Origin of the sequence: Mycobacterium yunnanensis (assembly GCF_025823185.1) — a bacterium.
Classification (GTDB): Bacteria; Actinomycetota; Actinomycetes; order Mycobacteriales; family Mycobacteriaceae; genus Mycobacterium; species Mycobacterium yunnanensis.
In genome coordinates, this window is record NZ_JACKVK010000008.1 from 814,156 (window position 1) to 835,585 (window position 21,430).

Consider the following 21,430-nt stretch of genomic DNA (forward strand, 5'->3'; position numbering starts at 1 on the left):
CATGCTGACGGAGCTGATCGAGCTGCCGGGCGGGACGTTCCACATGGGGTCGGCGGCCTTCTACCCGGAGGAAACTCCCGTCCACGCGGCGACGGTCGGCGCCCTGGGGGTGGAACGACATCCCGTCACCACCGCGCAGTACGCCCGATTCGTCGAGGACACCGGGTACGTCACCGTGGCCGAGCGACCGCTTGACCCCTCGGCGTACCCCGGGGTGGCCGCGTCGGATCTAATCCCCGGCGGGCTCGTCTTTCGGCCCACCGCCGGTCCCGTCGACCTGAGGGACTGGCGGCAGTGGTGGGACTGGGCGCCCGGTGCCTGGTGGCGGCAGCCGTTCGGTGACCCAGGCTCGCTGGAGGGGCGGCCCGACCACCCCGTCGTCCAAGTCTGCTACGCCGACGCGGTCGCCTACGCGCAATGGGCGGGGCGGCGACTGCCGACCGAGGCGGAATGGGAGTACGCCGCAGGCGGCGGTGCAGGCACCACTTACCCGTGGGGTGAGGAGGTGTCACCCGGCGGTGTGCTGATGGCCAACACCTGGCAGGGCCGGTTCCCGTATCGCAACGACGGGGCCTTGGGTTGGGTGGGCACTTCGCCGGTGGGTACGTTCCCGCCCAACGGTTTTGGGTTGCTCGACATGATCGGCAACGTGTGGGAGTGGACGACGACGAGGTACAGCATCAGGCACCGGCGGGAAGGAGCGGGGGAGAAGGGGTGTTGCACGCCGTCGCGCGAGGCGGATCCCAGCGTCAACCAGACCCTCAAGGGCGGATCCCATCTGTGCGCCCCGGAGTACTGCCACCGCTACCGGCCAGCGGCGCGGTCGTCGCAATCGCAGGACAGCGCCACCACGCACATCGGCTTTCGCTGCGTCGTCGACCTCTGATCCTCAGTCAGGCCATCGTCGCGAGGTTGCGCCACAGGTTGACGAGACTGTCGGTCCCGCCGAACAGGGTGGTGAAGTGGGTGGAGTCGATCAGCACGATGTCACCGGCGCGCGAGGTGCGCGGTGGCATCCAAATGAGGGCGTTGAATTCGGTGTTGCCCTGCGCGGTGAACGGGTGCGGCCGGTGTGGATCCACCCGTTGGCGGCCCAGCACCCGGAGTTCGGGGCCCTCCGGTGCGGTGAGTTCGTAATGCGGAAGGTGCGGGTGAAAGTTGAGGGTCGTGACGTCGTCGAGCAGACGGACGTCGTCGAGGTCCCGAAACCCGGTTAGCGGCGCGATCTCGGTGGTGCCCTCGACCACCGCGGGCCGCAGTCCCCACGTGTTGTGGACCGGTACCTCCAAGGCGTCCATGAGCGAGCGCGTGAAGCGGCCGAAGCGCTGCTGACGGGGAACCAGGCGGTCGCCATGGTGCGCGTACTCGACTTGGCGCTGTTCGACGTCGTCGGTGAATCCGACGTCGTGGTGGGGAGCCAGCAGCAGGCAGGTTCCCTCCCGCGTCAGCCATTGCCTGATCGTCGCGATCTCCTCGGGCGCGGCCTCTTGCTCGGCCAGCAGGTGGTCGAGGCCGAACACCATGAGGGTGTCGGTGTCGGCCAGGATGCGCTCGTCGATCGGCTGCCGGTACCCGGCTTGGTCCACGCGTTGGAAGACCGCCACGGGGTGGCCGGTCGTCTCCTCGACCAGCGCTTGGAACGGCAACGTGGATCGATGGAACAGTTCCAACGTGCCGGCGATGCCCTGGAGGAAGTTCGCCGCGTCGTACTCCGGGGTTTCGTAGGCCGGCCACGCGACGTTGCGAACCTCGGTGATGGTGGAGAACCGGTTGTAGATGCCGGCCGGATCCCGTTGCGATTCCCAGGGATAGCTCCACGTCCAGTAGATACTGACGCGACGTGACCCGTCGTGCGGGCGGGCGACGTGCTGCTGGTTGTAGGTGCGTGCCCGCATGCTGGCCTCTCAGGCGCCGAGTGAGGTGAGGTGGCGTAGCGCGCTGATCCCTGGCAGGAAGAAGTACGCGCCGCCGGTGAGGGTGGTGAAGGAGGGGATGCCGCGGAGCACCGTGCGGATGGGCCGCTTCGGCACCGTGAAGTCCCGCGTGCCGTCCTGCGTACCGCAGATCGGGTCGTGTTCGTTGCCGAGTTCGTGGAAGGTCTCGTCGTTGATCCATACGTTCTGGGCGAATTCGAATTGGCGCACCAGATCGGCGCAGATGATGAACGCCGCGATGCCGCGCTCGACGCCGTCGTCGGGTGCGCCCTCGGGTAGGGCCGGACCATAGGTCGCGCCGCGGCGAATCATCCTCCGCCGGTTCATGTAGTGCGCGGTGTCGCGCGGGTTGAGCCGACGGGCGTGTGACCCCAGCGGACACGCGTAGCCGAACGGGTCGGACTCCCGGTAGCCGAAGTCGTTGTTGCGCAGTGGATCGGCACCCAGCTCGGGATCGTCGGCGTCGGGTGCGAGCACCAGTGGTGCGCCGCTGCGCCATCGACCCATGAACTTCGCCGCGAGCAATTCCTCGTCCTCGGGTGTCTCGGCGTTCTCGCGCAGGTAGTCCCGAAACACCGCCACGTGCTCCGCGAGCCGCCGATAGGCCATGAAACTTCCGTTGCGTGACAACGCCTCCGGCTGCGGCAGATTGGCGACGGGACCGTTCTCGTCGGGATATCCGAGGATGAACTCACCGGGTTCCAGGGGCTCGCCGGACCCCGGTGTGGGTTGCTCACCCGAGCCCTTCATGACGGGCTGCGAGAGCCGGTCCCGGAAGCCGAAGTGGTCATGGGCGTAGTTGAACGGCGGGTTGGCGTTGAGATCCAGGTGCGACAGGCTGCGTACGCCCGGGGTGCGGGCCAGCAGCGCGTCGTGCTCGGCAATCGACCGAGCGCATCGATCGTCGTTGCGGGAGAACAGGATTGCAATGGCATGCAGGTCGTCACCGGCGAGCCCGCCGCTCCAGTGGTCCGGTGAATTTGTGCCGGTGTCACCGAGGATGCTGGCCCGCGACGCCATTCCCTCGCGGAATGCGTCGGGAAACGTGGCCAGGGACTCCTCGGGCACACCCAGCGCGCGCAGGCCGGTCCAGGTGAAGGCCAGCGTGACCCACCGATCGGACTCGTCCATGGTGGCGTCGGCGTCCTGGGCCGACTGCGTCTTGTCGACCAGCGCCGACAGCCAGGCGCGGCCGCCGTCGGAGGTGTCGAAGGTCAGGAACTCGTATCGGCCGGTCATGGCCGGAGTGCGGGTCAGCAGGATGTGCTGGATGTCGTCGAGCTCGAGCACTGCCGTTACTGCATCTGGTCGAGCATGGTGGAGAAGGAAGCCTTGAGCCGCAGAGCCTTCTTGATCTCGTCTGCGGTCACATAGGGGTACTCGCCGTACTCGAGGAAGCTCGGCATCTGATGCTCACGCACGAACTGGACGAAGGCGCTCGGGTTCTCCTTCCAATCCTCGGGAAATCCCTCGAGGTTGGTGAACACGGTGGTGATGCCGGTGGCGCTGAACAATTCGACGGCGTCCTCGGTGTACTTGTCGAAGTCCGTGTCGAAGATGCCCATGTACTGAAAGTGCAGGCCCGATCCAATGTCGAACAGATTCCACCGCAGGTAATGCAATTTCAGGGGTGCCAGGGCCTCTGGGCTCGTGGCAATGGTTTTCTCGATCGTCTTGCCGTACGCGCGGACGACGTCTTCGCGGCCTTCTTTGACCTTCGCGATGATCGAAAAACCGTAACAAGCCGGGGTGCGAGGAAATACCGGTCCGTACCGGCCGCGCTCCAATTCGAGGTAGCCCTCCGGCGGTATCGCCATCGCCGCCGGCTTGGTCCAATCGGGCTCACTACCAGCCATGACACCCCCCTCGTCTCGTCGGTGGGGGACACTACTCCCCGTCGACGATCTTGGTCGTCTGTTTCGTGATGAACGTGGGCCGAATTTCGTGACCGGGCTTCTGCAAGAAACCGATGATTAGCTACCGCAATATTTAGCCAACAAAGGCTTTTAATGACCACAAAATCGTCCGAACGGCCATTTCGCGAGAACCCCGGGTGTAGCGTCCGCCCCACGCACGAAGGGAGAGATGATGCGACGACTACGACGGTATGGCGCATTCCTCGTCTCGGTCGCCGCGCTCTTGCCGATCGGAGTGAGTACGGCGGCACCGGCAGTCGCGGAGTGCACGAATGCCGGATACGCGACCGTGTGCGCCCAGGGCACCGTTCGCGGCGGCGGACCGACGCCGCCGTCGGCGACGGCGTACCCCTCCTATTGCGCGGACCCCTGGTACTGCGACGACGGCTGGGGCGTCGACGTGATCCTGCCCCCGCCGGACTTCGGCCGCCCCGGCAGACCCGGCATCGGGCCGCGGTGATGACCCGTGCCCACCGTCCACCACGTACACGAGGAGTTGCCATGTCGTTGAGTCGTCTGATCGGTGCCGGCGTCGTCGCGGGGGCCACGCTTCTCGGCGGCGCCGCCACCGCGGCAGCGGACCCGCCGAACTGTTCGGCCGGCGACCTGGCAGGCGTCATGTCCGGGGTGAACGCCGGTATGGCCACGTACTTGTTCACCCATCCCGAGGTCAACGACTTCTTCACCAGCCTCAAGGGCAAGGACCGCGAGCAGATGCGCGCCGAGACCACGGCCTATCTCGACGCCAATCCTCGGGTGAGGGATGAACTGGCCGGTGTACGACAGCCGGCGGCCGACTTCCGGGAGCGATGCGATGCACCGATCCCCGACGGCCCGATGGGCTGACGCTGCGCCGCACGTGCCGTTCCTCGAGGCAACCGGCCTCGGCGCCGAACTCGAACGATTTGGTGCATAGCCCAGGCCCACCTACTATGTAGGGGTTGCCCTGGGCAGACCTCGGTGGTCGCGTGCGAAAGCAAGCGGACACCCTGCGTGCCCTTCGGTGACGAAGACCGCGTACGTCGAGCAGTTTAGTGCTGTTCGTCGTGCAATCGATTCGAGGAGATCTAGTGATTCAGCAGGAATCGCGGCTCAAGATCGCCGACAACACGGGCGCCAAGGAGATCTTGTGCATCCGCGTACTCGGTGGCTCGGGTAGGCGTTACGCCGGCATCGGCGATGTCATCGTGGCGACCGTCAAGGACGCCATCCCCGGTGGCAACATCAAGAAGGGTGAGGTCGTCAAGGCCGTCATCGTGCGCACCGTCAAGGAGCGCCGCCGTGCCGACGGCAGCTACATCAAGTTCGACGAGAACGCCGCCGTCATCATCAAGCCCGACAACGACCCGCGCGGAACCCGCATCTTCGGGCCGGTCGGTCGCGAGCTGCGCGAGAAGCGCTTCATGAAGATCGTCTCGCTTGCTCCGGAGGTGTTGTAGATGAAGGTGCACAAGGGTGACACCGTCCTGGTGATCTCGGGCAAGGACAAGGGCGCCAAGGGCAAGGTCCTGGTTGCCTACCCGACCCGCGAGAAGGTCCTCGTCGAGGGCGTCAACCGGATCAAGAAGCACACCGCCGTCTCTCAGAACGAGCGTGGTGCATCCTCGGGCGGCATCGTCACGCAGGAGGCTCCGATCCACGTCTCCAACGTGATGGTCGTCGACTCCGATGGCAACCCCACCCGCATCGGCTACCGCTTCGACGAAGAGACCGGCAAGAAGGTCCGCGTGTCGAAGCGCAACGGCAAGGACATCTGAAGATGACGACCGCAGAGACCAAGACGCTCCCGCGTCTCAAGCAGCGCTACCTCGACGAGATCAAGGGATCGCTCAACGAGCAGTTCAAGTACGACAACGTCATGCAGATCCCCGGCGTGGTCAAGGTCATCGTGAACATGGGCGTCGGCGACGCCGCCCGTGACGCGAAGCTGATCAACGGCGCCGTCACCGACCTGCAGCTGATCACCGGCCAGAAGCCCGAGATCCGCAAGGCCCGCAAGTCCATCGCCCAGTTCAAGCTCCGCGAGGGAATGCCCATCGGCGCCCGCGTGACGCTGCGCGGCGACCGCATGTGGGAGTTCCTCGACCGGCTGGTCTCGATCAGCCTCCCGCGTATCCGCGACTTCCGCGGTCTGTCGTCGAAGCAGTTCGACGGCAGCGGCAACTACACCTTCGGTCTGACCGAGCAGTCGGTGTTCCACGAGATCGACGTGGACAGCATCGACCGTCCCCGCGGCATGGACATCACCGTCGTCACGTCGGCGACCAATGACGACGAAGGCCGGGCGCTGCTGCGTGCGCTGGGCTTCCCGTTCAAGGAGAACTGAGCAGATGGCAAAGAAGGCGCTGATCAACAAGGCCAACAAGAAGCCGAAGTTCAAGGTGCGCGGTTACACGCGTTGCAACAAGTGTGGACGTCCGCACGCGGTGTTCCGCAAGTTCGGCCTGTGCCGCATCTGCCTGCGGGACATGGCGCATGCCGGCGAACTGCCCGGTGTCCAGAAGTCCAGCTGGTAACCCCCCCAATCAATCTAGGAAAGCACGCGGTAGGCCCCCAAGGGTGATCAACCCGGCGGGAACCGCCGCGAGGAAGGTGAGCTGGCTGTCATGACCATGACGGACCCGATCGCAGACTTCTTGACACGTCTGCGCAACGCCAATTCGGCGTACCACGACGAGGTGACCTTGCCTCACTCCAAGATCAAGGTGCACATCGCCGAGATCCTCAAGGAGCAGGGCTACATCACCGACTTCCGCACCGAGGATGCTCGGGTCGGCAAGGCGCTCGTGGTGCAACTCAAGTACGGACCCAGTCGCGAACGCAGCATTGCGGGCCTCAAGCGAGTCTCGAAGCCCGGCCTGCGCGTGTACGCGAAGTCAACCAACTTGCCCCGCGTCCTCGGTGGCCTGGGCGTGGCGATCATCTCCACGTCCTCGGGTCTGCTCACCGACCGTCAGGCAGCTCGACAAGGCGTGGGCGGCGAAGTCCTCGCCTACGTCTGGTAGGGGAAGAAGACATGTCACGCATTGGAAAGCAGCCGGTTCCGGTTCCGTCCGGAGTCGACGTCACCATCAACGGCCGCAACGTCTCGGTCAAGGGACCCAAGGGCACCCTGACCCTCGACGTCGCCGAGCCGATCACCGTCGACCGCGATGACGACGGCGCCATCCTGGTCACCCGCCCCGACGACGAGCGTCGCAGCCGTTCGCTGCACGGTCTGTCGCGGACGCTGGTCGCCAACCTCGTCACCGGTGTGACCGAGGGCTACACCACCAAGATGGAGATCTTCGGCGTCGGCTACCGCGTAGCGCTCAAGGGCAGCACCCTGGAGTTCGCACTCGGATACAGCCACCCGGTCGTCATCGAGGCCCCCGAGGGCATCACCTTCGCGGTGGAGACGCCCACGAAGTTCTCGATCACGGGTATCGACAAGCAGCAAGTCGGCCAGATTTCGGCGAACATCCGCCGCCTGCGTCGTCCGGACCCCTACAAGGGCAAGGGCGTTCGCTACGAAGGCGAGCAGATCCGTCGCAAGGTCGGAAAGACGGGTAAGTAACTCATGGCCAATACGAACACCGAAGCTCCCAAGCGGAAGCCCTTGGGGCAGAGCGTCTCCGAGACGCGTCGGGCGTCGCGACTGCGTCGTCACGCGCGGTTGCGCAAGAAGGTGGCCGGCACTCCCGAGCGTCCCCGCCTGATGGTCAACCGGTCCTCGCGCCACATCCACGTCCAGCTCATCGACGACCAGTCCGGCACCACGGTGGCCGCGGCGTCGTCCATCGAACCCGACGTGCGTGCTGTCGACGGCGACAAGAAGGCCCACAGCGTCCGCGTCGGACAGCTGATCGCCGAGCGCGCCAAGGCCGTTGGCGTCGACACCGTGGTCTTCGACCGTGGCGGCTACACCTACGGCGGCCGCATCGCGGCGCTGGCCGACGCCGCCCGCGAGAGCGGACTGAAATTCTGATGAAGACTCGAAACGGAAGGACTGCGTGATGGCCGATCAGCCAACAGCAGGAACCGGAACCGGCGCCGGAAACACCGGCAGCCGCCCCCCGCGGGGTGGCGGCGGTGGTGGAGACCGCGACGGACGCGGTCGTCGTGACGACCGTGGTGGCCGTGGTGGCCGCGACGGCGGGGAGAAGAGCAACTTCCTCGAGCGCGTCGTCGCCATCAACCGCGTGTCGAAGGTGGTCAAGGGTGGTCGGCGCTTCAGCTTCACCGCGCTGGTCATCGTCGGCGACGGCAACGGCATGGTCGGTGTCGGCTACGGCAAGGCCAAGGAAGTTCCCGCCGCGATCGCCAAGGGCGTCGAAGAGGCCCGCAAGAGCTTCTTCCGCGTGCCGCTGATCGGTGGCACCATCGTCCACCCGGTCCAGGGTGAGGCGGCCGCGGGTGTGGTCATGCTGCGCCCCGCGAGTGCAGGTACCGGCGTCATCGCCGGTGGCGCCTGCCGCGCGGTGCTGGAATGCGCCGGCGTGCACGACATCCTGGCCAAGTCGCTGGGCAGCGACAACGCGATCAACGTGGTGCACGCCACCGTTGCCGCGCTGAAGATGATCCAGCGCCCCGAAGAGGTCGCCGCACGTCGTGGCCTCACGATCGAGGACGTCGCACCGCCGAGCATGCTCAAGGCGCGACGCGAGAGCGAAGCGCTGGCCGTAGCGGCAGCGCGTGAAGGATCGGCATAGTCATGGCTGAACTAAAGATCACCCAGGTGCGTGGCACCGTCGGGTCGCGTTGGAAGCAGCGCGAGAGCCTGCGGAGTCTCGGACTCCGCAAGATCCGTCAGACCGTCGTCCGCGAGGACAACGCTCAGACGCGTGGCTTGCTCGCCGTCGTCAACCACCTCGTCGTCGTCGAGGAGGCGTAATGACCATCAAGTTGCACGACCTGCGCCCAGCGCCCGGGTCGAAGACCGCCAAGACCCGCGTCGGTCGCGGTGAGGGCTCCAAGGGTAAGACCTCGGGCCGCGGCACCAAGGGCACCAAGGCCCGCAAGAACGTCCCCGTGACGTTCGAGGGTGGGCAGATGCCCATCCACATGCGGCTGCCGAAGCTCAAGGGCTTCAAGAACCGCTTCCGTACCGAGTACGAAGTGGTCAACGTCGCCGACCTGAACCGGTTGTTCCCCGAGGGTGGCACCGTCGGAGTCGACGAGCTCGTCGCCGCCGGGGCGGTTCGCAAGAACACCCTGGTGAAGGTCCTCGGCGACGGCAAGATCTCCGTCAAGGTCGACGTCACTGCGCACAAGTTCAGTGGCAGTGCGCGCGAGAAGATCAACGCCGCAGGCGGTTCGGCCACCGAGCTGTAGGCACGTCTACGTTGGAGGGCCCCGCATGCATTGCGTGCGGGGCCTTCTGCGTCATCTGGCTCAGCCGACCTGCGGCAGCACCTCGGCGGCCAGCCGCTCCATTTGCTCCCGGTCCTCGGCGACGCCGTCGCCCAACGGGTTGAGCAGGATCATCTCCGCGCCCGCCGCCACGACCGCCCGCAGGCCCGCGGCCACGTCGTCGGGCGTGCCCGACACCGGGACGTCCTCGATGCCGCGCATGCCGCCGTACTTGCGGTGCAGGCCGGCGACGACGCGCTCCCGTGCGCGGCCGGCGTCGTCGTCGACCATCAAGTACACCCGCTTGCCGACGGTGAAGCGTGCGGCGTCCTTGCCCTGGGCGTCGAGTTCGCGTCGCACGGTGGCGGCCACCGAGGCGAAGGTCTCCGTGGTCGACGAGCCCGCACCAAGGAACGAGTCGCCGAGCCGCACCGCACGGGCGAGTGCGGCAGGGGCCGTGCCGCCGAACCAGATCGGCGGGTGCGGCCGCTGCACGGGCTTTGGCTCGATCGGCAGGTCGTCGACGTCGCGGAACCGGCCGTGGAACGTCACCCGCTCGTCGTCCGACCATGCCGCCTTCATCAGTTCGAGGCCCTCGGTGAAGCTGCTGATGAACGTCCTCGGCTCCACCCCGAACGCGTCGAAGCGCCGAAAGCCGCCTCCCGGAGCCACCCCGAGGTCGAGCCTGCCGTGGCTGAGCCGGTCCACCGCCGTCGCCGAGGACGCCAACTGCAGCGGGTCGTGCAGGGAGGTGACCAACACCGCCACGCCCAACCGCAACCGGGTGGTGCACGCCGCTGCGTAGGACAGCAACTCCAGCGGCGCGATCAACGGCTCCGCGCCGATCGTCTGCTCCAACGTCCACCCGGCCTCGAACCCCAGCTCCTCGGCACGTCTCGCGTAGGCCTTGAAACCGTCGGCGTCGAAGCCGTCCACGTCGAGCTGGGGCAGGGAGATGGAGTAGCGCATCGTCCCCACGGTACGGCGGCCATCTGCGACCCCGGGAACACCCGTCGGCCGTCGGTAGGCTCGTCGACATGTTGAGCTTCCTGTCCGACGTTCCCGGCACCGACGAACTGCGCGCCATCGTCCGCAAGGTCGACACCGCCCGCCACCGCGGCGTGCCACGTGGCTGCATCCTCGAACTCGACCTGCAGGCGGTGCCGCAGGAGACCGGCGGATTCGACCCGCTCGCGATGCTGAACGGCAGCGGCAAACCGCTGCTGCTGCGCGAGGCGGTCGCCGCCATCCACCGGGCGGCCAAGGACGATCGCGTCGCCGCGCTGATCGCCCGCGTGCAACCGGCCGCCGCCTCTCCGGGTCCGGCACAGGAGCTGCGCGACGCCATCGTCGCGTTCAGCGACGTCAAGCCCTCCCTGGCGTGGGCCGAGACCTACCCGGGCACGATGTCCTACTACCTGGCGTCGGCCTTCCGGGAGATCTGGATGCAGCCGTCCGGCACCGTCGGACTGGTCGGATTCGCCACCAACGCGCTCTTCCTGCACGACGCCCTCGAAAAGGCAGGCATCCAAGCGCAATTCGTCGCCCGCGGTGAGTACAAGTCGGCGGCCAACATGTTCACCAAGGAGAGCTACACCGACGCGCACCGCGAAGCCGACGGGCGGCTCGTCGAGAGCCTGCACGATCAGGTGCTCGCCGCGGTGGCCGCGTCTCGCCACGTCGACGTCGCCGACCTGGACGCGCTGGCAGACAGGGCCCCGCTGTTGCGGGAGGACGCCGTCACCGGCCGTCTCGTCGACCGCATCGGCTTCCGTGACGAGGCCTATGCCCGCATCGCCGAATTGGCTGGCGCACCGGATGTCTCGCCTGACGATCCCGAGGCGCCGGACCGGCTGTACCTGTCCCGTTACGCCAGGGCGGCCGCGGCACCGTCGGTTCCCTCGCTGCCCGGCCGCAAGGCCAAGCCCACGATCGCCGTGGTGACCCTGGCCGGACCCATCGTCAGTGGCCGTGGTGGACGCACGCTTTCGCCGCTGGGCACCTCGAGCGCCGGTGGTGACACCATCGCCGCGGCGTTGCGCGAGGCCGGTGCCGACGACGACGTCTCCGCCGTCGTGCTGCGGGTGGACAGCCCGGGTGGTTCGGTGACCGGATCGGAGACCATCTGGCGCGAGGTGGTGCGTTTGCGCGCCGCAGGCAAGCCCGTGGTGGCCTCGATGGGTGCGGTCGCCGCCTCGGGCGGTTACTACGTGTCGATGGCGGCCGACGCGATCGTCGCCAATGCGGGAACGCTGACCGGTTCGATTGGCGTGGTCACCGGCAAGCTCGTCGCCCGCGATCTCAAGGATCGCCTGGGCATCGGCTCAGATTCGGTGCGCACCAACGCCAATGCCGACGCCTGGTCGACCAACGCGCCCTTCACCGACGAGCAGCAGGCGCACGTCGAGGCCGAGGCCGATCTGTTCTACACCGACTTCGTGCAGCGGGTCGCCGAGGGTCGGGGCATGACCGTCGAGGAGGTCGACGCCGTGGCGCGCGGGCGGGTGTGGACCGGCGCCGACGCCCTGGCGCGGGGCTTGGTCGACGAACTCGGCGGACTCCGCACGGCCGTCGGTCGCGCCAAGGTGCTCGCGGGCTTCGACGCCGACGTCGAGGCCAAGATCGTCGCCCTGCCCGGTTCGTCACTGCTGGACGCGCTTCGGCCGAAGCCCTCGTCGCAGCCGGCGGCGGCGTCGTTGCCCGATGCCTTCGGCTCGCTCGTCGGACGTTCGGCGGCGGCCTTCCTGGCGCAGGCGGAGCGGTCGGTGACCGGGGTCAACGCGCTGTGGCTCGGCGACCACCGCTTCTGATCGAGGGTCAGCCCCGAAACACCGCGCTGACGTAGCGCAGATCGCTCATCATCTGCGACATCTCGTCGTCGGGGTACTCGAAGTCGTTGGCCGCGTGCGCCTCTCGGATGGGCGCCACGGTGACGTCCCAACCCCGTTCGGTCAGGTAGTCGACGGGGTCGCTGCGCTCGCCCTGGTAGACCAGATCGGCCATCTCCAGATCGGAGCCCAACTGCTTGATGCGGTCACGCAGCACCTGTGAGCGGTCGTCGGTGAACGCCGCGAGATCCGGCACGTGCTCGGTGGCCAGCCGGCTCCCCGGTGCCGACAGCGCGGTGATGTGGTCGAACAGCTTGTCCTGCGCCTCGGGCGGCAGGTAGATGAGCAGGCCCTCCGCGCTCCAGGACGTCGGCTGTGTCGAGTCGAAGCCATTGTCTTGCAAGGCCTTTGGCCAATCGTCGCGGAGGTCGACAGCGACCGTCCGGTGGGTGGCGGTCGGCTCGGCGCCGATGTCGCCCAGCGTCGTGGTCTTGAACGCGATCACCTCGGGCTGGTCGACTTCGTAGACGACCGTGCCGTCCGGCCACGGCAGCCGGTAGCCGCGGGCGTCGAGGCCGGCGGCCAGGATCACGGCCTGACGCACCCCGTCGGCCGCGCCGTCGAGGAACATCTGGTCGAAGAACCGGGTGCGGACCACCATGCCCTCCGCGGCCCGCCGCGGTGTGTAGGCCGGATCGATGGCGGTGAAGTCGACGTCGCCGTCGAGCATCCGGGTGAAGAGGTCGACGCCGACGGCCCGCACCAGTGGTTCGGCGTAGGGATCCTCGATCAGCTTCTCGCGGTGTCCCAGCGCGCGCTGCGCGGCCACCATCGTCGCCGTGGCGCCCACGCTGGAGGCCAGGTCCCACGAATCGCCATCGGTTCTCGCCACGGAATCTCTCCTCTACTTCAACGTCGACGTCAGGTAACCGGAGGTGCCGCCGAACGTCGCCAGGTCGTCGTCGGGCAACTCGAATCCGTTGGCGGCGTAGGCCTCTGCGGTCGGGCGAATCTCGTTGGTCCAGCCGAGCCCGGCGAGGTAGTCCGCCGCGGTGTTGCGCTCGCCGTCGAAGAACAGGTCGGCGAGATCGATCTCGGACCCCGTCCGTTTGGTGCGCTCGGTGAGCCGCTGCGCCCAGTCGTCGGGCATCGCGGCGAGGTCCATGTGCTCGGTGGCGATGCGGCTGCCCGGTGCCGACAGCTCGGTGATGTGGTCGAACAACCGGTCCTGAGCCTCGGGGGGCAGGTACACCAGCAGGCCCTCGGCGGCCCACGCGGTGGGCGCTCCTGCGTCGAACCCGGCCTCTCGCAGTGCCGCCGGCCAGTCGTTGCGCAGGTCGATCGCCACGGCGCTTCGCCGGGCGGCGGGTTCGGCACCCAGATCGGCGAGGGTTTGGGTCTTGAACGCGACCACCTCAGGCTGGTCGATCTCGTAGACCACGGTGCCGTCGGGCCACGCCAGTCGGTAGGCGCGGGTGTCCAGACCCGAGGCCAGGATGACCGCCTGGCGGATGCCGGCCGCGGTGGCCGCGGTGAAGAAATCGTCGAAGAACCGGGTGCGGACGGCGATCTGCTCGGTGATGGCCCGCCGGCCCAGCAGCGGGTCGTCGTCGGCGCCGAAGGACTCGCCGTCGACGACCTTGACGAAGGCGTCCATCCCGACGGCCCGCACGAGCGGCTCGGCCCACGGGTCGTCCAAGAGGGGGTCGGGACCTTGGGATGCGATGGCTCGCATCGCGGCGACCGCCGTGGCGGTGGCGCCGACGCTGGAGGCCAGGTCCCAGCTGTCGTCGGCAGTGCGTGTCATGAACGTTCTCCTTCGAAGGTGGCGATGACCGACAGGGAATTGCGCAGGGCTTCGAGGGCCTCGGAGTCGGGGAACTGCCGGCCGTAGTCGGCGAAGACGTCGGGCCGGGGACGAGCCGACACGTGCCACCCCTTGCCGGTGAGGTAGTCGGCGACGGGCGTGCGCTCGCCGCCGTAGGCCAGGGAGGCCACGTCGACGTCGAAGCCGTGCGCGCGCCACTTGTCGGCGAGGCCGGTCGCACGGCCGCCCAGTGCCGCGCCGCCGTCGGGGTGGTACTCGGTGGCCAGACGACTGCCCGGCGCCGACACGGCGGTGATGTCGTCGAAGAGGCGGTCCTGGGCCTCCGGCGGCAGATAGACCAGGAGACCCTCCGCGCTCCAGGCCGTCGGCACCCCGGCGTCGAATCCGGCGGCCACGAGCGCCGCCGGCCAGTCGTCGCGAAGGTCGACGGCGACGGCGTGCCGCTCGGCGGTGGGGGTGGCGCCCAGATCGGCCAGCGCCGCGGACTTCGCGCCGAGCACCGCGGGTTGGTCGATCTCGAACACCGACGTGCCCGTCGGCCACGGCAGCCGGTAGGCCCTCGAGTCCAGGCCCGAGGCCAGGATCACGGCCTGCCGTATGCCTGCCCGGCCCGCGTCGAGGAAGAAGTCGTCGAAGAAGCGCGTCCGGACCGCCATCACGTCGGCCAGCATCTTGCCCGCGTCGGCTTCCTCGTCGTCGAGTGGAAGGGTGCCGTCGACCAGTTTGACGAAGAAGTCGACGCCGACCGCACGAACCAGGGGATCGGCGTAGGGGTCGTCGATGATGGGGTCGGATTCCTTCGAGGCGATGGCACGCGCGGCCGCGACCATGGTGGCCGTGGCCCCCACGCTCGACGCGAGGTCCCATTCGTCTCCGTCGTGACGCAAGCTATCTGACATCGGTGCTCCAACGATTAGTTAGCTGATGTAATGAGCCGGAGCCGACTGTACGCTTCGAAGCTGATACGCCCACCGGGCTGCGGCCACGTCGATCGGATGAGGGTCCGACCGACGGCAACTGTTACCCTCGTAGACTGTTCCAACGCGCGATTGCGCTGGCTGCAGGCATGCCTGCGCGTCGGCCTGACGGATCGCTCGGGACTTACCCATAACGTGCTGGTTGGACCAGCCCCATCGGCACGCCGCGACGGAAGTCCGGCTGCGCAGGAGGAAGAGTGCTTTCGGCTTTCATCTCGTCACTGCGGACGGCCGACCTCCGACGGAAGATTCTCTTCACCCTCGGCATCGTCATCCTCTACCGGGTCGGCGCCACGCTGCCGTCTCCCGGCGTCAACTACCCCAACGTGCAGAAGTGCATCGAGCAGGTTCAGGGTGGTGACTCGGCGCAGATCTACTCGCTGATCAACCTGTTCTCGGGCGGCGCGTTGCTTCAGCTGTCGGTCTTCGCCGTCGGCGTGATGCCCTACATCACCGCCAGCATCATCGTGCAGCTGCTCACCGTGGTGATTCCGCGGTTCGAACAGCTGCGCAAGGAAGGCCAGTCCGGCCAGGCCAAGATGACGCAGTACACGCGGTACCTCGCGGTGGCCTTGGCGCTGCTGCAGGGCACCTCGATCGTCGCGCTGGCGGCCAACGGCGGCCTGCTGCAGGGCTGCAGCCTCGACATCATCTCCAACTCGTCGATCTTCACCCTCGTCGTCATCGTGCTGGTGCTGACCGCGGGCGCCTCGCTGGTCATGTGGATGGGCGAGCTGGTCACCGAGCGTGGCATCGGCAACGGCATGTCGCTGCTGATCTTCGCGGGCATCGCCGCCCGCATCCCGTCGGAGGGCAAGATGATCCTCGACGGTCGCGGACCGACCGTGTTCACGATGGTCTGCATCGCCGCCCTGATCATCATCGTGGGCGTCGTCTTCGTCGAACAGGGTCAGCGACGCATCCCCGTCCAGTACGCCAAGCGCATGGTCGGGCGGCGGATGTACGGCGGCACGTCGACGTACCTGCCGCTGAAGGTCAACCAGGCCGGCGTCATCCCGGTCATCTTCGCCTCGTCGCTGATCTACATCCCGCACCTGATCACGCAGCTCGTCCAGAGCGGCAGTTCGAACCCCGGCACCGGCTGGTGGGACAAGTTCGTCGCGGACTACCTGAGCAATCCCGCGAGCCCCGTCTACATCGGCATCTACTTCGGTCTGATCGTGTTCTTCACGTACTTCTACGTGTCGATCACGTTCAACCCCGACGAGCGCGCCGACGAGATGAAGAAGTTCGGTGGCTTCATCCCCGGCATCCGACCTGGCAAACCGACGGCCGACTACTTGCGATACGTTCTGAGCCGAATCACCCTGCCCGGCTCGATCTATCTCGGTGTGATCGCCGTTCTGCCCAACTTGTTCTTGGAGATCGGCAACACCGGTAGCGTGCAGAACCTGCCCTTCGGTGGCACTGCGGTTCTGATCATGATCGGTGTCGGTCTGGACACCGTCAAGCAGATCGAGAGCCAGCTGATGCAGCGCAACTACGAAGGGTTCCTCAAGTGAGAATCGTGTTGCTTGGACCCCCCGGCGCAGGCAAGGGCACGCAAGCCGAGAAGCTGGTCGACAAGCTCGGCATCCCGCAGGTCTCCACCGGCGACCTCTTCCGGCACAACATCACCACCGGCACCGAGCTGGGCGTGGAGGCCAAGAAGTACCTCGACGCCGGCGATCTGGTCCCCGCCACCCTCACCAACGCGCTGGTCGACGACCGACTCGACGACGAGGACGTGGCCGACGGCTTCATCCTCGACGGGTTTCCCCGGTCGGTCGAGCAGGCCGAGGCGCTGCGCGAAATGCTGGCCAAGCGTGACCTGCAGCTCGACGCGGTCCTGGAGTTCCGGGTCTCCGAGGACGAACTGCTCAAGCGGCTCAAGAGCCGGGGACGTGCCGACGACACCGAAGAGGTCATCCTCAACCGGATGAACGTCTACCGGGCCGAGACGGCGCCACTGCTCGACTACTACGCCGACGAGCTCAAGACCGTCGACGCCGTCGGCGATCCCGACGAGGTGTTCGCCCGCGCTCTGCGCGCCCTCGGCAAGTAGCCCCATGATCGGATTGCCCGGCCTGCGCGGCCGCAAGGTCGTGCCGCACCGCACCGCCGGTGAACTCGACTCGATGGCCGCGGCCGGGGCGCTGGTCGCCGCCGCACTACGCGCCGTGCGCCAGGCCGCCCAACCGGGCGTCTCCACCCTCGAACTGGACGCCATCGCCGAGGCGGTCATCGGCGACGGTGGCGGCATCCCGTCGTTCCTGGGGTACCACGGCTTTCCCGGCAGCATCTGCTCGTCGGTCAACGACCGCGTCGTGCACGGCATCCCGTCGGCCGATGAGCTGCTGGCCGCCGGCGATCTGGTGTCCATCGACTGCGGCGCGATCCTCGACGACTGGCACGGCGATTCCGCGGTCACCTTCGGCGTGGGCCCCCTCATCCCGGCCGACGAGGCACTCTCGGAGGCGACCCGCTCGGCCATGGAGGCCGGCATCGCCGCCATGGTGCCCGGCAACCGCCTCACCGACGTCTCCCACGCCATCGAGGTGGGGACGCACGCCGCCGAGGCGCGCCACGACCGCACCTACGGGATCGTCGAGGGCTACGGCGGGCACGCCATCGGCCGGAGCATGCACATGGACCCGTTCCTGCCCAACGAGGGCTCACCCGGACGCGGTCCCCACCTCGTCGCCGGCTCGGTGCTCGCCATCGAACCGATGCTGACCCTCGGCACCACGAAGACCGTCGTGCTGGAGGACGAGTGGACCGTGATCACCGCCGACGGCACCCGCGCCGCACACTGGGAACACACGGTCGCCGCCACCGACGACGGGCCACGGATCCTCACGCTCTGAACCGGACGGACGTCCGCTACGTGTAAGTAGTGGAGGTGCTCGTGGACGATCCGGAGGCCGCGATGATGCGGGTGCTGTACGACGAGCACGCCGCTGCGCTGTGGCGGTATGCCCTGCGCCTGACCGGTGACCAGGCGCGCGCCGAGGACGTCGTCCAGGAAACACTGCTGCGCGCGTGGCGGCACCCAGAAGTAACCGACGACGCCGAACGCTCGGCAAGGGCCTGGCTCTTCACCGTCGCGCGCAATCTCGTCATCGACGAACGCCGCAGCGCGAGATTTCGCCACGAGGCGGGTACACCCGACGTGGAGGCCGTCGCCGACCGCGCCGGGCCCGACGAGGTCGACACGGCACTGGACAAGCTGCTTCTGGGCACCGCGCTGAGCCAACTCTCCGACGACCACCGCGCCGTGATCCAGCGGGCGTACTACCAGGGCTGGAGCGTGGCGCAGACCGCCGCCGACTTGGACATCGCCGAGGGCACCGTCAAGTCCCGGCTGCATTATGCGATGCGAGCGCTGCGGCTCAACTTGCAAGAGATGGGGGTGACACGATGATCGACTGCACGGGATGCCACGGTCCCGACTCGGCCGACGGGGACTCCTACTCGACGTGGGACGCCGCCTACGTGCTTGGTGCGCTGTCCAGCGCCGAGCGACGCGAATTCGAGACTCATCTTCAACGGTGTGACCGATGCCGCGACGCCGTCGCCGAACTCAGCGGGATGCCCGCCCTGCTCGGTCTCCTCGACGAGGACGAGGTCCGCGGCCTCGACGGCGATCAACCCGAGCCGCCGCCGCTGCGCGAGGAGGTGCGGGCGTCGGTGCTCGACAAGGTGCGGTGGCGCAGGCGCCGGTCCAGATGGTTGACGACGACGTCGGTCGCCGTCGCGGCCGCCCTGATCGCCGTCGGGCTCGTCGTCGTCGTCCGACCCGATCTGATGGGGCTCCGCAGCAGTGACACCGAGGAACCCGTCGCCCAGCAGCAGATGACCAAGCTGGCGCCGACGTCCTACGCCGCGACCGTCGGGCTGACGGGCTTCGCCTGGGGCACCCGCATCGACATGGCCTGCTTCTACGGCGAGTGGTCCGGCAGCCCGGACACCAAGCCGAGCAACCTGGGCATGGTCGTCGTCGGTCGTGACGGCAGCCGCACCCAGGTCGCCACCTGGCTCGGTCTGTCCGGCGCCACCGCGCTGCCCAGCGGCAACACCCCGATGCCCAAGGACCAGATCGCGTCAGTGCAGGTGGTCTCCGTCGACACCGGTCAGGTGTTGCTCGAGCGCCGGACGTGAGCAGATCCCGGCGTCGGTGCGGTATGAAGGGGCGTGTCCTCACAGCCGACGGAGCCGCCGACGCAGCGTGACCCCATTGCGCTGGCCCGCGCGAACTGGGAGCACGCGGGCTGGGGTGCCGTCGCCGACGGGATGGTCGCCGTCACCTCGGTGATGCGAGCCCATCAGATCCTGCTGGCCCGCGTCGAGGCGGCGCTGCGCCCCTACGACCTGAGCTTCTCGCGCTATGAACTGCTCCGGCTGCTAGCGTTCAGCAGCAGCGGCGCGCTGCCCATCACCAAGGCGTCGGACCGGCTTCAGGTCCACGTCACCAGCGTCACGCACGCGATCCGGCGGTTGGAGGGCGACGGCCTCGTCGAGCGCACGCCCCACCCCACCGACGGGCGCACCACCCTGGTCCGGCTCACCGATTTGGGCCGCTCCACGGTCGAGGACGCCACGAGGACCCTCAACGACGAGGTGTTCGCCGACATCGGGATGTCCGACGAGGAATCGGCCGCGCTGGCCTCGGCCATCCAGACGCTGCGCCGCAAGGCCGGGGACTTCTAGCCCTCCCGCGCGGTCGCGGGCGGGAGTGGAATGGTCGCGGTGACCGCCGTACCGGCGCCGGGCCGCGACCGGATGTGCAACCGGCCGCCGACGATCTCGGCGCGCTCGGCCATCGACAACAACCCGTAGCCGCCCATCTCGTCACCGCCCAGCGGGTTCTCGAAGGTGTCGAAACCACGGCCGTCGTCGACGATCTCCAGGCGCGCGACGTCGTCACTGACCGAGAAGGTCAGGCTGGCGTGGGCGGCGTGGGCGTGCTTGACCACGTTCTGCAGACACTCCTGGGCGATTCGGTAGATCGCGATCTCGACGTGGTCGGGCAGCCGGGTGTCGGCCAGGTCGACACCGATCTCCACCTGCGGGATGGACCGCGCCAAGCTGGCGAGCCCGCCGGCGAGGCCCAGGTCGTCGAGCACGGGCGGCCGCAACCCGCCGATCGCCGCGCGCGCCTCCTGCAGCGTCAGATCCACCAGCTCGCGTGCCATGCCCAGCTGCTCGGCGGCCGCGGCAGCGTTCACGCCCACCGCCTGCGTCGCCGCATCCAACCGGTAGGACAGCGTCACCAGGCGCTGGGAGATGCCGTCGTGGATGTCACCGGCGAGGCGGCGGCGCTCCATCTCCTGGGCTTCGATGACCTGCTCGACGAAGTTCTCGTGCGCGCGTTCGCGGGCGACGAGTCGCCGGTGCAGCCGCGCCTGGTGCATCGCACCGGCGATCAGCCGGCCGATCACGGTGAGCGTCTCGACGTCGCGCGCGGTGAAGTCGCGCCGGGTGACGGTGTGCACGTTCAACACGCCCACCAGACCGCCGGGATCGGTCTCCATCGGCACCGACACCATCGAGGTGAAGTCCGAGCCGCGCAACGATTCGAACGGGAGATACCGGGGATCGGACTCCTTGTCGTCGACGATCACCACCGGCTCGCGGTGGCTGGCCACCCACCCCGAGACGCCGTGACCCAACGGCAGCCGGATCTTGCCGACCTCGGCGTCGAAGGGCGGGGTGGCTCCCGTCAGGGTCAGGGACCGTTCGGCGTCGTCGAGCACGTGGACGAAGCACACGTCGGTGCCCGTCGCGGCGGTGATCATTCGCGCGGCGGCCTCGGCCAACGGCTCCACGCCAGGGCCGCTGGACGCGGCTTGGATCAGTTCACGCAGCAGGGCCAGCTCGCGGTCGGCGTCGACCAGGTCGTGGACGGCGTTCGTGCCGCGCCGGGCCGACGGTCGCCCCGGCCTCACCGGTAGATCCCCTCGCGCAACGCCGTGGCGACCGCGCCGGTGCGATCGGCGACGTCGAGCTTGCGGTAGATGGCGCGCAAGTGGGTCTTCACGGTCTCCTCGCCGATCACCAGCTTCGTCGCGATGCCGCGGTTGGACAGGCCGTTGACGACGTAGGACAGGATTTCGCTCTCCCGTTGGGTCAACCCCTGCCGGGCTCCCGGCCAGAACTCGTCGCGTTGCAGCCGGGCGGCCGTGTCGACGGCTCGTGCCGCCATGCCCGGATCGATGGCGGTCTCGCCGGTGTGGGCGAACTCGAGCTGGCGGACCAGCTCGTCGCTGCCGATGCTCTTCAACAGATAACCCGACGCTCCGACCCGGAGCGCCTGGAAGAGGTATTGCTCGTCGTCGTAGACCGACAGCATGACCACCTTGCGGTGCGGTTCGCGCTCCTTGATGGCGGCGCACAGGTCGAGGCCGCTGGAGCCCTGCATCCGCACGTCGCACAGCACGATGTCGGGGTCGAGTTCGGCCACCACCGCCATCGCCCGTTCGGCGCCGACGGCCTGGCCGACGACCTCTACGCGGTCGACGTACGCGGTCAGCATGGCCTTGAGTCCCTCGATGACCATTTCGTGGTCGTCGACGAGGACGAGCCGCACCGGGGGGCGTGCGGCGGGCGGCATGGC

29 protein-coding genes are annotated in these 21,430 nt (G+C 68.0%); 20 read left to right on the forward strand and 9 right to left on the reverse strand.

The features are described 5' to 3' along the window. Position 1 precedes the first annotated feature (1 nt). Positions 2-886 carry a formylglycine-generating enzyme family protein gene (locus H7K45_RS13885; protein ID WP_263996380.1) on the forward strand — a complete coding sequence of 295 codons (885 nt, stop codon included), beginning with the start codon at positions 2-4 and terminating at the stop codon, positions 884-886. Between the two features lie 7 nt (positions 887-893). Here H7K45_RS13885 and H7K45_RS13890 read toward each other — a convergent pair whose 3' ends face one another. Genes H7K45_RS13890 through H7K45_RS13900 form a run of 3 tightly spaced genes read right to left on the reverse strand, consistent with a single transcriptional unit; the run spans position 894 to position 3,790 of the window. Further along, positions 894-1,895: a hypothetical protein gene (locus tag H7K45_RS13890; RefSeq protein ID WP_263996381.1), complete on the reverse strand. Its 1,002-nt coding sequence runs from the start codon at positions 1,893-1,895 to the stop codon at positions 894-896. Positions 1,896-1,904: 9 nt separating this feature from the next. Beyond that, positions 1,905-3,224 (reverse strand): Dyp-type peroxidase, encoded by a 1,320-nt coding sequence (locus tag H7K45_RS13895; protein ID WP_263996382.1) that lies wholly within the window; start codon positions 3,222-3,224, stop codon positions 1,905-1,907. A 5-nt stretch (positions 3,225-3,229) separates the two neighbouring features. Beyond that, on the reverse strand, positions 3,230-3,790 hold the full coding sequence (locus tag H7K45_RS13900) for a hypothetical protein (protein ID WP_263996383.1): 561 nt from the start codon (positions 3,788-3,790) through the stop codon (positions 3,230-3,232). A gap of 232 nt (positions 3,791-4,022) precedes the next feature. On the opposite strand from H7K45_RS13900, the gene H7K45_RS13905 reads away from it, so the two are divergent. The 12 genes from H7K45_RS13905 to rplO all read left to right on the forward strand — a co-directional run bounded on the left by H7K45_RS13905 (position 4,023) and on the right by rplO (position 9,163). Next, positions 4,023-4,310 carry a hypothetical protein gene (locus H7K45_RS13905; protein ID WP_263996384.1) on the forward strand — a complete coding sequence of 96 codons (288 nt, stop codon included), beginning with the start codon at positions 4,023-4,025 and terminating at the stop codon, positions 4,308-4,310. A gap of 41 nt (positions 4,311-4,351) precedes the next feature. Next, positions 4,352-4,696, forward strand: coding sequence for a heme-binding protein (locus H7K45_RS13910; protein ID WP_263996385.1), 345 nt, complete (start codon positions 4,352-4,354; stop codon positions 4,694-4,696). A gap of 224 nt (positions 4,697-4,920) precedes the next feature. Beyond that, a complete protein-coding gene (gene rplN, locus H7K45_RS13915) occupies positions 4,921-5,289 on the forward strand; it encodes a 50S ribosomal protein L14 (RefSeq protein WP_149480276.1) in 369 nt (122 codons plus the stop codon). Beyond that, on the forward strand, positions 5,290-5,607 hold the full coding sequence (gene rplX / locus H7K45_RS13920) for a 50S ribosomal protein L24 (RefSeq protein WP_263996386.1): 318 nt from the start codon (positions 5,290-5,292) through the stop codon (positions 5,605-5,607). A gap of 2 nt (positions 5,608-5,609) precedes the next feature. Beyond that, complete coding sequence (gene rplE, locus H7K45_RS13925) at positions 5,610-6,176, forward strand: 50S ribosomal protein L5 (RefSeq protein ID WP_263996387.1); 567 nt, start codon at positions 5,610-5,612, stop codon at positions 6,174-6,176. A 4-nt stretch (positions 6,177-6,180) separates the two neighbouring features. Next, the gene (locus tag H7K45_RS13930; protein WP_263996388.1) at positions 6,181-6,366 is read left to right on the forward strand and encodes a type Z 30S ribosomal protein S14; all 186 of its coding nucleotides are present in this window, start codon (positions 6,181-6,183) and stop codon (positions 6,364-6,366) included. 90 nt (positions 6,367-6,456) lie between these two features. Further along, a complete protein-coding gene (gene rpsH, locus H7K45_RS13935; protein ID WP_140690905.1) occupies positions 6,457-6,855 on the forward strand; it encodes a 30S ribosomal protein S8 in 399 nt (132 codons plus the stop codon). Between the two features lie 11 nt (positions 6,856-6,866). Next, entirely contained in the window at positions 6,867-7,406 is a 540-nt protein-coding gene (gene rplF / locus H7K45_RS13940) for a 50S ribosomal protein L6 (protein WP_263996389.1), read from the forward strand. A 42-nt stretch (positions 7,407-7,448) separates the two neighbouring features. Then, a complete protein-coding gene (rplR, locus tag H7K45_RS13945; RefSeq protein WP_263997002.1) occupies positions 7,449-7,817 on the forward strand; it encodes a 50S ribosomal protein L18 in 369 nt (122 codons plus the stop codon). A gap of 28 nt (positions 7,818-7,845) precedes the next feature. Beyond that, on the forward strand, positions 7,846-8,541 hold the full coding sequence (gene rpsE, locus H7K45_RS13950) for a 30S ribosomal protein S5 (protein WP_263996390.1): 696 nt from the start codon (positions 7,846-7,848) through the stop codon (positions 8,539-8,541). 2 nt (positions 8,542-8,543) lie between these two features. Then, entirely contained in the window at positions 8,544-8,723 is a 180-nt protein-coding gene (gene rpmD / locus H7K45_RS13955; RefSeq protein WP_263996391.1) for a 50S ribosomal protein L30, read from the forward strand. Next, on the forward strand, positions 8,723-9,163 hold the full coding sequence (gene rplO, locus H7K45_RS13960) for a 50S ribosomal protein L15 (protein ID WP_263996392.1): 441 nt from the start codon (positions 8,723-8,725) through the stop codon (positions 9,161-9,163). The genes rpmD and rplO overlap by 1 nt, the downstream gene beginning before the upstream one ends. A gap of 60 nt (positions 9,164-9,223) precedes the next feature. Here rplO and H7K45_RS13965 read toward each other — a convergent pair whose 3' ends face one another. After that, the gene (locus H7K45_RS13965; RefSeq protein WP_263996393.1) at positions 9,224-10,150 is read right to left on the reverse strand and encodes an LLM class flavin-dependent oxidoreductase; all 927 of its coding nucleotides are present in this window, start codon (positions 10,148-10,150) and stop codon (positions 9,224-9,226) included. Positions 10,151-10,218: 68 nt separating this feature from the next. On the opposite strand from H7K45_RS13965, the gene sppA reads away from it, so the two are divergent. Further along, positions 10,219-11,991 carry a signal peptide peptidase SppA gene (gene sppA / locus H7K45_RS13970; protein WP_263996394.1) on the forward strand — a complete coding sequence of 591 codons (1,773 nt, stop codon included), beginning with the start codon at positions 10,219-10,221 and terminating at the stop codon, positions 11,989-11,991. Between the two features lie 7 nt (positions 11,992-11,998). On the opposite strand, the gene H7K45_RS13975 is transcribed toward sppA, so the two are convergent. From H7K45_RS13975 to H7K45_RS13985, 3 genes are read right to left on the reverse strand one after another with little or no spacing between them, the layout of a single operon-like run. After that, positions 11,999-12,901 (reverse strand): class I SAM-dependent methyltransferase, encoded by a 903-nt coding sequence (locus tag H7K45_RS13975; protein WP_263996395.1) that lies wholly within the window; start codon positions 12,899-12,901, stop codon positions 11,999-12,001. A gap of 12 nt (positions 12,902-12,913) precedes the next feature. Next, positions 12,914-13,816, reverse strand: coding sequence for a class I SAM-dependent methyltransferase (locus tag H7K45_RS13980; RefSeq protein ID WP_263996396.1), 903 nt, complete (start codon positions 13,814-13,816; stop codon positions 12,914-12,916). Beyond that, the gene (locus H7K45_RS13985) at positions 13,813-14,736 is read right to left on the reverse strand and encodes a class I SAM-dependent methyltransferase (RefSeq protein ID WP_263996397.1); all 924 of its coding nucleotides are present in this window, start codon (positions 14,734-14,736) and stop codon (positions 13,813-13,815) included. The genes H7K45_RS13980 and H7K45_RS13985 overlap by 4 nt, the downstream gene beginning before the upstream one ends. Before the next feature lie 275 nt (positions 14,737-15,011). Here H7K45_RS13985 and secY point away from each other — a divergent pair, with 275 nt between their 5' ends. From secY to H7K45_RS14015, 6 genes are read left to right on the forward strand one after another with little or no spacing between them, the layout of a single operon-like run. Continuing rightward, positions 15,012-16,337 carry a preprotein translocase subunit SecY gene (gene secY, locus H7K45_RS13990; RefSeq protein WP_263996398.1) on the forward strand — a complete coding sequence of 442 codons (1,326 nt, stop codon included), beginning with the start codon at positions 15,012-15,014 and terminating at the stop codon, positions 16,335-16,337. Continuing rightward, on the forward strand, positions 16,334-16,879 hold the full coding sequence (locus H7K45_RS13995; protein WP_263996399.1) for an adenylate kinase: 546 nt from the start codon (positions 16,334-16,336) through the stop codon (positions 16,877-16,879). Before secY ends, H7K45_RS13995 begins: the two co-directional genes overlap by 4 nt. A 4-nt stretch (positions 16,880-16,883) precedes the next feature. Then, a complete protein-coding gene (gene map, locus H7K45_RS14000) occupies positions 16,884-17,681 on the forward strand; it encodes a type I methionyl aminopeptidase (RefSeq protein ID WP_263996400.1) in 798 nt (265 codons plus the stop codon). 41 nt (positions 17,682-17,722) lie between these two features. Continuing rightward, positions 17,723-18,238, forward strand: a complete 516-nt coding sequence (locus H7K45_RS14005; protein ID WP_308206407.1) for a sigma-70 family RNA polymerase sigma factor — start codon at positions 17,723-17,725, stop codon at positions 18,236-18,238. Further along, on the forward strand, positions 18,235-18,975 hold the full coding sequence (locus H7K45_RS14010; RefSeq protein ID WP_263996401.1) for an anti-sigma factor family protein: 741 nt from the start codon (positions 18,235-18,237) through the stop codon (positions 18,973-18,975). The genes H7K45_RS14005 and H7K45_RS14010 overlap by 4 nt, the downstream gene beginning before the upstream one ends. A gap of 33 nt (positions 18,976-19,008) precedes the next feature. Continuing rightward, a complete protein-coding gene (locus H7K45_RS14015) occupies positions 19,009-19,524 on the forward strand; it encodes a MarR family transcriptional regulator (protein ID WP_263996402.1) in 516 nt (171 codons plus the stop codon). On the opposite strand, the gene H7K45_RS14020 is transcribed toward H7K45_RS14015, so the two are convergent. Beyond that, positions 19,521-20,762, reverse strand: coding sequence for a GAF domain-containing sensor histidine kinase (locus H7K45_RS14020; protein WP_263996403.1), 1,242 nt, complete (start codon positions 20,760-20,762; stop codon positions 19,521-19,523). The two genes, H7K45_RS14015 and H7K45_RS14020, sit on opposite strands and share 4 nt — an antisense overlap. Further along, positions 20,759-21,427 (reverse strand): response regulator, encoded by a 669-nt coding sequence (locus H7K45_RS14025; protein WP_263996404.1) that lies wholly within the window; start codon positions 21,425-21,427, stop codon positions 20,759-20,761. The genes H7K45_RS14020 and H7K45_RS14025 overlap by 4 nt, the downstream gene beginning before the upstream one ends. Positions 21,428-21,430: the final 3 nt, after the last annotated feature.

Excerpts from the sequence above, each read along its gene's own strand:
- rplO (WP_263996392.1), top strand. The coding sequence starts at position 8,723 with ATGACCATCAAGTTGCACGACCTGCGCCCAGCGCCCGGGTCGAAGACC.
- map (WP_263996400.1), top strand. The coding sequence starts at position 16,884 with ATGATCGGATTGCCCGGCCTGCGCGGCCGCAAGGTCGTGCCGCACCGC.
- sppA (WP_263996394.1), top strand. The coding sequence starts at position 10,219 with ATGTTGAGCTTCCTGTCCGACGTTCCCGGCACCGACGAACTGCGCGCC.
- rpsE (WP_263996390.1), top strand. The coding sequence starts at position 7,846 with ATGGCCGATCAGCCAACAGCAGGAACCGGAACCGGCGCCGGAAACACC.
- rplE (WP_263996387.1), top strand. The coding sequence starts at position 5,610 with ATGACGACCGCAGAGACCAAGACGCTCCCGCGTCTCAAGCAGCGCTAC.
- H7K45_RS13890 (WP_263996381.1), bottom strand. The coding sequence starts at position 1,895 with ATGCGGGCACGCACCTACAACCAGCAGCACGTCGCCCGCCCGCACGAC.
- H7K45_RS13985 (WP_263996397.1), bottom strand. The coding sequence starts at position 14,736 with ATGTCAGATAGCTTGCGTCACGACGGAGACGAATGGGACCTCGCGTCG.
- H7K45_RS13900 (WP_263996383.1), bottom strand. The coding sequence starts at position 3,790 with ATGGCTGGTAGTGAGCCCGATTGGACCAAGCCGGCGGCGATGGCGATA.
- H7K45_RS14025 (WP_263996404.1), bottom strand. The coding sequence starts at position 21,427 with ATGCCGCCCGCCGCACGCCCCCCGGTGCGGCTCGTCCTCGTCGACGAC.
- rpmD (WP_263996391.1), top strand. The coding sequence starts at position 8,544 with ATGGCTGAACTAAAGATCACCCAGGTGCGTGGCACCGTCGGGTCGCGT.
- rpsH (WP_140690905.1), top strand. The coding sequence starts at position 6,457 with ATGACCATGACGGACCCGATCGCAGACTTCTTGACACGTCTGCGCAAC.
- rplX (WP_263996386.1), top strand. The coding sequence starts at position 5,290 with ATGAAGGTGCACAAGGGTGACACCGTCCTGGTGATCTCGGGCAAGGAC.
- H7K45_RS13905 (WP_263996384.1), top strand. The coding sequence starts at position 4,023 with ATGCGACGACTACGACGGTATGGCGCATTCCTCGTCTCGGTCGCCGCG.
- rplF (WP_263996389.1), top strand. The coding sequence starts at position 6,867 with ATGTCACGCATTGGAAAGCAGCCGGTTCCGGTTCCGTCCGGAGTCGAC.
- H7K45_RS13885 (WP_263996380.1), top strand. The coding sequence starts at position 2 with ATGCTGACGGAGCTGATCGAGCTGCCGGGCGGGACGTTCCACATGGGG.
- H7K45_RS13930 (WP_263996388.1), top strand. The coding sequence starts at position 6,181 with ATGGCAAAGAAGGCGCTGATCAACAAGGCCAACAAGAAGCCGAAGTTC.
- H7K45_RS13965 (WP_263996393.1), bottom strand. The coding sequence starts at position 10,150 with ATGCGCTACTCCATCTCCCTGCCCCAGCTCGACGTGGACGGCTTCGAC.
- H7K45_RS14010 (WP_263996401.1), top strand. The coding sequence starts at position 18,235 with ATGATCGACTGCACGGGATGCCACGGTCCCGACTCGGCCGACGGGGAC.
- H7K45_RS13980 (WP_263996396.1), bottom strand. The coding sequence starts at position 13,816 with ATGACACGCACTGCCGACGACAGCTGGGACCTGGCCTCCAGCGTCGGC.
- H7K45_RS13910 (WP_263996385.1), top strand. The coding sequence starts at position 4,352 with ATGTCGTTGAGTCGTCTGATCGGTGCCGGCGTCGTCGCGGGGGCCACG.